8 protein-coding genes, 1 tRNA gene and 1 pseudogene are annotated in these 7,407 nt (G+C 61.3%); 5 read left to right on the top strand and 5 right to left on the bottom strand.

What is annotated here, in order from left to right:
• Positions 1-157: 157 nt before the first annotated feature.
• Positions 158-334 carry a hypothetical protein gene (locus tag DEIPI_RS37250; protein WP_157463413.1) on the bottom strand — a complete coding sequence of 59 codons (177 nt, stop codon included), beginning with the start codon at positions 332-334 and terminating at the stop codon, positions 158-160.
• Positions 335-398: 64 nt separating this feature from the next.
• Between DEIPI_RS37250 and DEIPI_RS27810 the strand changes: the two genes are divergently transcribed.
• Both DEIPI_RS27810 and DEIPI_RS0102110 read left to right on the top strand, forming a co-directional pair.
• Positions 399-1,346, top strand: a complete 948-nt coding sequence (locus DEIPI_RS27810) for a hypothetical protein (RefSeq protein WP_045233461.1) — start codon at positions 399-401, stop codon at positions 1,344-1,346.
• Between the two features lie 39 nt (positions 1,347-1,385).
• Positions 1,386-1,460: transfer RNA gene (locus DEIPI_RS0102110), tRNA-Ala, on the top strand.
• Positions 1,461-1,617: 157 nt separating this feature from the next.
• On the opposite strand, the gene DEIPI_RS0102105 is transcribed toward DEIPI_RS0102110, so the two are convergent.
• Both DEIPI_RS0102105 and DEIPI_RS36360 read right to left on the bottom strand, forming a co-directional pair.
• On the bottom strand, positions 1,618-2,427 hold the full coding sequence (locus DEIPI_RS0102105) for a type II CAAX endopeptidase family protein (protein WP_027480690.1): 810 nt from the start codon (positions 2,425-2,427) through the stop codon (positions 1,618-1,620).
• 751 nt (positions 2,428-3,178) lie between these two features.
• Positions 3,179-3,982, bottom strand: a pseudogene (locus DEIPI_RS36360) (IS5 family transposase).
• A gap of 60 nt (positions 3,983-4,042) precedes the next feature.
• Between DEIPI_RS36360 and DEIPI_RS37245 the strand changes: the two are divergent.
• Positions 4,043-4,189, top strand: coding sequence for a hypothetical protein (locus DEIPI_RS37245; RefSeq protein WP_157463412.1), 147 nt, complete (start codon positions 4,043-4,045; stop codon positions 4,187-4,189).
• 199 nt (positions 4,190-4,388) lie between these two features.
• On the opposite strand, the gene DEIPI_RS37240 is transcribed toward DEIPI_RS37245, so the two are convergent.
• Entirely contained in the window at positions 4,389-4,808 is a 420-nt protein-coding gene (locus DEIPI_RS37240; RefSeq protein WP_157463411.1) for a hypothetical protein, read from the bottom strand.
• Between the two features lie 244 nt (positions 4,809-5,052).
• Here DEIPI_RS37240 and DEIPI_RS0102075 point away from each other — a divergent pair, with 244 nt between their 5' ends.
• Positions 5,053-5,568 carry a hypothetical protein gene (locus tag DEIPI_RS0102075; RefSeq protein WP_027480687.1) on the top strand — a complete coding sequence of 172 codons (516 nt, stop codon included), beginning with the start codon at positions 5,053-5,055 and terminating at the stop codon, positions 5,566-5,568.
• 188 nt (positions 5,569-5,756) lie between these two features.
• Here the strand turns inward: DEIPI_RS0102075 and DEIPI_RS37235 are convergent, their stop codons facing one another.
• Entirely contained in the window at positions 5,757-6,470 is a 714-nt protein-coding gene (locus DEIPI_RS37235) for a hypothetical protein (protein ID WP_157463410.1), read from the bottom strand.
• Between the two features lie 51 nt (positions 6,471-6,521).
• On the opposite strand from DEIPI_RS37235, the gene DEIPI_RS27800 reads away from it, so the two are divergent.
• A partial coding sequence (locus tag DEIPI_RS27800) for an IS110 family RNA-guided transposase (RefSeq protein WP_045233460.1) occupies positions 6,522-7,407 on the top strand: 886 nt, incomplete at its 3' end.

Raw genomic sequence — 7,407 nt, 5'->3', positions numbered from 1 at the left:
CGGCGCCCTCGGGATCGGGCGCGAGCCAGTCGAGGTCCTTCGGGGCGCGGCCCCGCAGCAGGTCACGCGCCGCGCCCCCCATGAGGAGGCAGCCCGGCGGGAAGGGCGGGAGACGCGGGGCGCGGCGGAACACGAGGGCATTGTAGGTGAGGAACGCTCACCGTCCCGAATCCCGGAACTCCGGGATGACCTCCATGAAGAAACGCCCGGTGAGGGCCACGGCGATCCCGACGTGCAGGACCACGAGGATCCGGAACACGACGGGCTGATCCGCGCGGGCCGCGCGGGTCGTGATGGTGTCCCTCGCCGCGGGGACCGGGGCGCAGGACCGCACCGCGAACGTTTCCTCGGGAGCTTCCCATCCTCGGGAGGGACGCACCCGCTAGAATGAGCCCGCCATGAGATTCACGCGTTTCCTTGCCGGGGCCGCGCTGAGCGTCGCCCTGCTCGGAAGCTGCGCGCCCACCACCCTCAACCTGCCCGACCTGCCCACCCTCGCCGCCCCCGCCAGCACGGACCTCACCGACCGCCCCGCGGGCAGTCCCGACGTCGTCATCTTCGCCGTGTCGGGCCGCTGCGCCATCCCCTGCCTCGGCGCGCCCGACGCGAACGTCGAGACGCTCAGCCGACGTGGCAGCATCGACCTCGTCCGGGAAGCGCTCGAAGCGCGCGGCCTGCGCGTCGCCGTGTACACCTACGCCGCGCACCCCGCCGCGCGCTACGTCTCCACCACCACCGGACGCGAGGAACGCGGCTTCCAGCAGCTGCAGGCCGACTTCGCCACCGTCGAGGCCGACCTCGTCCGGGGCCGCCGCGACCCCGCCCGGATCATCCTGCTCGCGCACTCCCACGGCGTCACCTGGGCACGCAACCTCGTCCGGCTCAACCCCGCCAGCACCTTCGACGTCACCATCGACCTCGACGGCGTCTGCAGCCTCTGGGAACGCGACAACGCCCCCCTGCTGCGCCGCATCCAGCGCGCCCCCGGGGGCAGCCCGTGGCCCATCGACCTGGTCCCGTCCTGCCGGCCCATCCGCGTCGGCCGCGCCTTCGTGCACCTCAAGGACATCGCCCTCGACAACGTCACCTACGACCTCGAAGTGCAGAGCGGCGGCGTCCTCCCTCCCCGCGCCGGCGACGACGGCCCCGTCGAGGGCAACTATTACCGCGACGGCATCCGCAACCGCCGCGTGGACGGCAGCACCCGCGGCGTCCAGACCCTCGTCTCCGCCGGGGAGAACCACAGCACCGTCTCCTACGGCGGCTCGCGCGCCATGCGCTGGGTCGTCGCGCGCCTCCTGGAGCTGCCCATCTTCACCCGCCCTCTGGACACACCCTCACCCTGAATGCTAGGCTGGGCGCGCCCGCAAGCGCGGGACACCCGAGGGGGCATAGCTCAGCGGGAGAGCATCCGCTTTGCAAGCGGAGGGTCAAGAGTTCGAATCTCTTTGCCTCCACCAAGTTCAGGACGCACTTCACATGAAGTGCGTCCTTTGTCTTTCGAACCTTTTACTGCAACCCTACTGCAACCATCGCCAAGAGTCCCCTGACTACCACGCGAATCAGATGAGCCTTGGAATCGAGATCGACAACTGAGGTCGTCAACCCGGGCGCACGCTACATCTTGACCATCGTCGATGCCGAGACGTGCTCAGCTCGATGCAGGGCGAACGCCGCGACCACACCCCACACGGTCACGAGCGCCCCCATCGCTTGAACACCCCACGGCGACACGCCCTCGTTCACCATGGCCACGTCCAGCAACCCATGGAAGATCGCCAGCACGAGCAGACTGCCCTGCGCGCGAAGCGACAGCCAGGTCATCAGGACCGAGCCGGTCAACAGGCTCACGTACCACCCCACAAGCGCCGCTGGGTTCATGGATGCGTACGTCTCGTTCCGTAACAGCAGCGGGAAGTGCCACAGCGCCCACGGCACGCTCAGCACAACCGCCGCGCGCAGCGGACCGAAGCGTGTGATCAGCCTCGGCAGGGCGAAGCCGCGCCATCCGACCTCCTCCCCAAAGCCGTAGAAGACGATCTCCACCGCGAGGACGGCGAGCGTCCCGAGCGTCGCGTACTCCTCGACGCGGAAGAGCTCGGGCCACGAGGGCCACCCGGACCCGAGCAACGCACTCACGCTCACCCCAACTGCAAGGAGCACGACGGGACCGAGCACCGCGAACGCCCACGGCCACCACCCCACCCGCCAGCGCCAGAGACGCGAGGTGAGGTCGCGCCACGCGTCCCGACCGAGCGACGCGGCGACCACGAAGGCCGCGAAGGCCGGGCCGAGACTGCCAAACAGATGCAGGGACGCGGGCGCCGCATCCCTCCACCCGAGGTGCGCCGTGAGCAGGGGCCACCACGTGAGCCACGACGACACAAAAGCCAGGACGAAAAAGACCGGTAGGGCAACACGCCGCATAGCACTCCTTGCCTGAACTTGTGGACGGATCTCTGAATGACGAACCCGTCAAGCTCACGCTACGAGGGGCCGCGTACGAAGCCATTACACGCCCCGCCAAAGCAAACCAGGAGTACCGTGAGGAATGACTCGACGTGAGCGAGCCAAGCAGTTGATCCTGGAGCAGCGAGACGAGCTGCTCGAATGCCTCTCGGTGTGCCGGACCCACCTTCCACCCGACCTCTGGCCTCAATTCGAGGAGCGCCTCGCGTTCCACGAAGGCCTCGTACGAACGAACGCCGACGAGACGATCAGCCTTTTACATGGATACATGCGGCCTGAGTAAGAGCGACACGTCAGCGTGTCACCTCTTCGATAAAGAGCTTGTAGGAGCGTGTTCTTCGTGGAATGACACGACGGTCAGGAGGTGACCGCTTTGAGCAGCATCGAGGGTGTTTCATGCCCAAGAGGCGTATGGACACGGGTGTACGCGGGAGCTTCGCTCGGGTTCGTTCGCCTGTGGAGTTCACCGCCAGGAAGGATTGTCCGATGGCGAGCCTTCACAGTGCTGCTCCCCTTCTACTTCGAGGGAGAGTCGGCGGTTGGGAACGGCACGCCGCTCTGGTTCGGGGTGCCGACCCCCTACGTTGACTTTCAGGTGATGCCCACACGCGATGGATTCTTCGGGGCTCGCCCTTAGACGCGTCCATTGGATACGACGTGACCAAATTGCTACTTCAAGCAAAGCTGTCCAGTTAGGGTCTTAGACCGCCTAACAAAACCTGGCGTGCTGCCTGAACGTGATCAGGCAGCACGCCAGTTGCGTGAACGCCAAGAAGATGTCCGCCCGCACTTCATACCGCACCTTCAACCGACGGAACCGGCTGAACCATGACAAGGTCCGCTCCACGACCCACCGATGCCGCCCCAGACGCTCGCTCGACTCCACCCTGCGTCTCGCGATGCGCACCTTGATTCGCCGCTCGCCGTGCCCGCCGGCATCTTGGGATGTCCTACGCCTTGTCCGCGTACAGCGTGTCGGGACGCTTCCTCGGGTGGCCCCGCTGACCGTTGCGGATCAGGGGAACGGCGTCCAGCAGAGGCTCGAACAGCATGCTGTCGTGTCGATTGGCCGGTGAGATCAACACCGCCAGCGGCGTTCCGTGTCCGTCGACGATCACATGCCGGTTGCTTCCTGGACGTCCTCGATCCGTCGGGTTCGGACCGGTTTGAGAGCCCCCCTTGCCGCGGGGACCGTCGTGCTGTCGAGACTGGCGCGGCTCCAGTCGAGTTGGTCAGCTTCGGCCATGCGGTCGAGCAGCACGTGATGCAGCCGCGTGAAGACACCCGCTTCATGCCAGTCCCGCAAGCGGCGCCAGCACGTCATGCCGCTGCCGTACCCGAGTTCGAGCGGCAGGTGTTGCCAGGGCGTGCCGGTCCTGAGCACAAAGAGGATGCCTTCGAGCGCGTCCCGGTCAGAGATGCGGGGCCTGCCACCTTTGGGTTTGGGGGGTTCGGGTGGGAGCAGGGGGTGGATCAGCGCCCAGAGGTCGTCACTGACTTGAGGCTTGGGCATACCCAAGCCTCGCAGCCCTACCTGAGGTTTTGTTAGGCGGTCTTAAGCGGCAAGCGGGTGGTGGCGCGTTTCAACACGGACCTCTCCATAGACACTACGTTCGGGCAGGGTGGCGTGGTGGTGGTGAAGGACAACGCGGACGTGAACGTCCAGCCGGGCGGTGGGATCGTGGTGGGGCTCGGGAGCGTGACCCGCCTGCTCCCTTAATGACAGCATAGGAATCGCGGCACAGGACTTCCCCATCAGGGAAGCCCTGTGCCGCGATTCTTGTGGCAGGGTCGGTTCTGTTATACGGTCTAACACTCACGCTCGATATCGTCGCACGCCGTGTATTTTATCGCCTCTGCACATTACTCAGCTCGATCCCTTCAGTAGCCACTCTACACACAGAGGTCAACGCTGTTCTTCAAAGCCTTCCGGCGATGTAAAGCGCCTGAAAGATAATCAAAATTCTTGCGGCTATGCTTACTATAAAGCATAACACGGTCACTGTAACCTTTAGTAGGATTGGAGTAGGATTCACATGATGAGCAGTCTCGGAGTAGTCCCTTATATATAAATTGCGATACCAGAAGAGAGTACCGACTAAAAATAGTATCCCGGCACCTTTGGGGAGATCCAAAAAGAATCCAAGGATATTCAGAAGAATTAAAAGTGCGGAAACCGAAAGTGCCGACCCGGGCTTGTTGATAAATGCAAAACCGGCGCCGCCACCCAACACATTGAGGAAAAGCCCAACCCAGTAGTTGGGCGCATTCTGCTGCTGCTTAAACTTTGATCCAAGGGCCTTGTGGTTCGGTGAATTTACGTCTTGGGGTGCAAACATGTCCCTGCAAGGATACCTGTGAACCCTCATCGATTTGGACGCATTCGCAGCCCTAGATCCGCCTTTTGTGAGAGGCAACTCGCACGAAAGAGCACGAGCTGGTTGGCGGGCGAGCTCGCCAGGAAACCGACAGACGACTCGACGAGGGCACAGGGCAAAGCTGATTTTTGGAACCACAAATTCTTTTACCTGTCATCCATATAATTTCGCGTCCTGCTCGGGAGGATTCCGCTAGAATCTGCCCGTGCGTAACTTTGCCCTCCTCACCACCTTCGCTCTTACTCTCGCTGCCTGTGCCCCTTCTGCCACGACGGGTGGAACGGGGAGCGGAACGACCCGCCCCCAGGCGCCCGCTACGGAGCTTGCAGCTCTGACGAAGGTTCAGGCCGCCTTTGTCGCTGCAGGTTTCAAAGCCGAGGACACCACCGGATGCGTTCTCCTCGATAAGTGGAACCGCACCGGAAGCGCCACCGTCAACGGGTACTCGGTCGTCTCACTCATCGGCCCGAAGGACCGTGAGGCCACCAAGACGACCATTGCGACCGTCGCGAAGGCGCAGGGTTGGGACATCTCCAACGCCGGAGGTGAACTCGGGCCGAGCGTCGGTATCTGGACGGGCACCAAGTACCCGAGCGGCATGGAAAGCCATGAACTCGCCACGCTCGAAGGTCTGGAGACTTCGGGCGCCTTCCAGGTTCACCTTGTGTCCGACAAGGACGGCACCGCCGTCTGCGTTGACGTCCGGACCTTCGCGGACTGACCTCACTACAAAAGAAGGACGCTGGGTGACTCCAGCGTCCTTCTTTTGCGCTGGGCCGGATTCGGCCGAAAAACTCTTCCATGTGCCGCTCCCTGTTGTAAGCGGTAATAACCGCGTCGTCCAAGTTATGAAAAGATGTCGGCGTGGTATTTTCACCACGCCGACTCACTCAGTTTAAAATATTGCTATTAGATCTTTTCAATCTTGTCCCGCTTATTAGAGAAAACAAAAACTATTCTTCCGCGTGGGATGTCCATAATGATTATTGAGAATGCGAAATCGCCCTTATTCCTTGCTATGCCTTTTTTGTAGAAAGCATATCCAGAATATGAAGACGGTCGAATTTCATACCTAATCATATTAACAAAATCAGAGGAGGCTTTATTTATGTTTTTATTTCTTTCAAAAACATAATTATTCTTAGCAAAAGCCTTAAATATATTGTCTATCGCATCCATATCTCTAGTTGCATACATCTCAAAAACATTTCCCTGATCCATAAAGTCTTTAATTTGGTCGTCACCTAATGCTTTTCTGATTGCCGCTTCAATCTCAGAGCCGCAGTCATTGATCAATCCCAATCCTTGTGGCCTGCTTCCCAAAAGGCTCTTTAGGACCACAGGCTTATCCGGGCAAAATTGAGCAGCAAGGCTAGATGACGTGAACATGCAGGCCGACAGGAGGAGAGCTAGATAACGCATTGCCTCTTCAGGATAGCCAACCGGCTGGAGCAATCTCGAGCAAGTCCGTAGTGCTCTCATGGCATGAAACGGTCTTGTATGTTCGCGGTGGGGCGCAGCGCGGACAGATCGCAAACGGTCAGGTTCCTTTGAGACCGCTTTTGAGCCCAGGTCACCGCGCTGAACCCTCCAGTAGAGCACGAATGGTTGCCTGAGCAGCACCTCGAATCCACAAGACAGGGCGGCGCTGGAAGTGCCCCACTGGAGGTGCTGATGAACTCAAAAACGTTTATCGGCGTGGACGTCAGCAAGCACCGTCTGGATTTCGCCGTCCGACCTACCGGCGAAATTGACGCCGAAGCGAACAACCCGGACGGCGTTTTGCGTCTGGCACAGCGTCTCGCTGAACTCCGCCCGGACCTGGTGGTCGTCGAAGCGACCGGCGGGTACGAGCAATCTTTGGTGATCGCGCTGGCCGAGCTGCACCTTCCGATCGTTGTGGCCAATCCCCGCCAAGTGCGCGACTTCGCCAAAGCGACCGGGCAGCTCGCCAAAAACGACACCCTCGACGCGATGTTGCTTGCCCAGTACGCCGAGGCCGTCCGGCCATGTGTGCGCGGACTGCCTGACGCGCATCTGCGCGCCTTACGTGACGTGGTGAACCGACGCCGGCAAGTGGTGGAGATGCTGGTCGCTGAAGGCAACCGGCTGCGGGAAACGTGCGACTCCGCGGTCCGCCAAGACATTCAGGCGCACCTTGAGTACCTCAAGCAGCGCTGCAAGACGCTGGAGCAAGAACTCCTTGATCGGGTGGAAGCTGATCCGTTGTGGCATCAACGGTGCGACGTGCTGATCAGCGTGCCCGGCGTCGGGCAGGTCATCGCCGTGACCCTGCTGGCCGACCTTCCAGAACTGGGTCAATTGACTGGCAAGCAGATCACCGCCTTGGTAGGTTTGGCGCCGTACAGCTACGACAGCGGGAAACGCCAGGGCCGGCGGTTCATCTGGGATGGGCGGAGCGCCGTAAGGAGAGCGTTATTCATGGTCGCCATGAGCTGCATTCGTTGGAATCCAGTGTTGAGGGTGTTTTTCGAGCGGCTGGTGGCGCGGGGGAAACCGAAGATGGTGGCGATCGTCGCGTGCATGCGTAAATTGCTGA

Origin of the sequence: Deinococcus pimensis DSM 21231 (genome assembly GCF_000519345.1) — a bacterium.
Taxonomy (GTDB): Bacteria; Deinococcota; Deinococci; order Deinococcales; family Deinococcaceae; genus Deinococcus_A; species Deinococcus_A pimensis.
Note: the sequence above shows the minus strand (reverse complement) of the source record. Positions and strands in the feature narration are given on the sequence as shown.

What these genes read in the sequence shown, in the direction of transcription:
- DEIPI_RS0102105 (WP_027480690.1), bottom strand. Translation starts at nt 2,427, where the DNA reads ATGCGGCGTGTTGCCCTACCGGTCTTTTTCGTCCTGGCTTTTGTGTCG.
- DEIPI_RS37240 (WP_157463411.1), bottom strand. Translation starts at nt 4,808, where the DNA reads ATGTTTGCACCCCAAGACGTAAATTCACCGAACCACAAGGCCCTTGGA.
- DEIPI_RS27810 (WP_045233461.1), top strand. Translation starts at nt 399, where the DNA reads ATGAGATTCACGCGTTTCCTTGCCGGGGCCGCGCTGAGCGTCGCCCTG.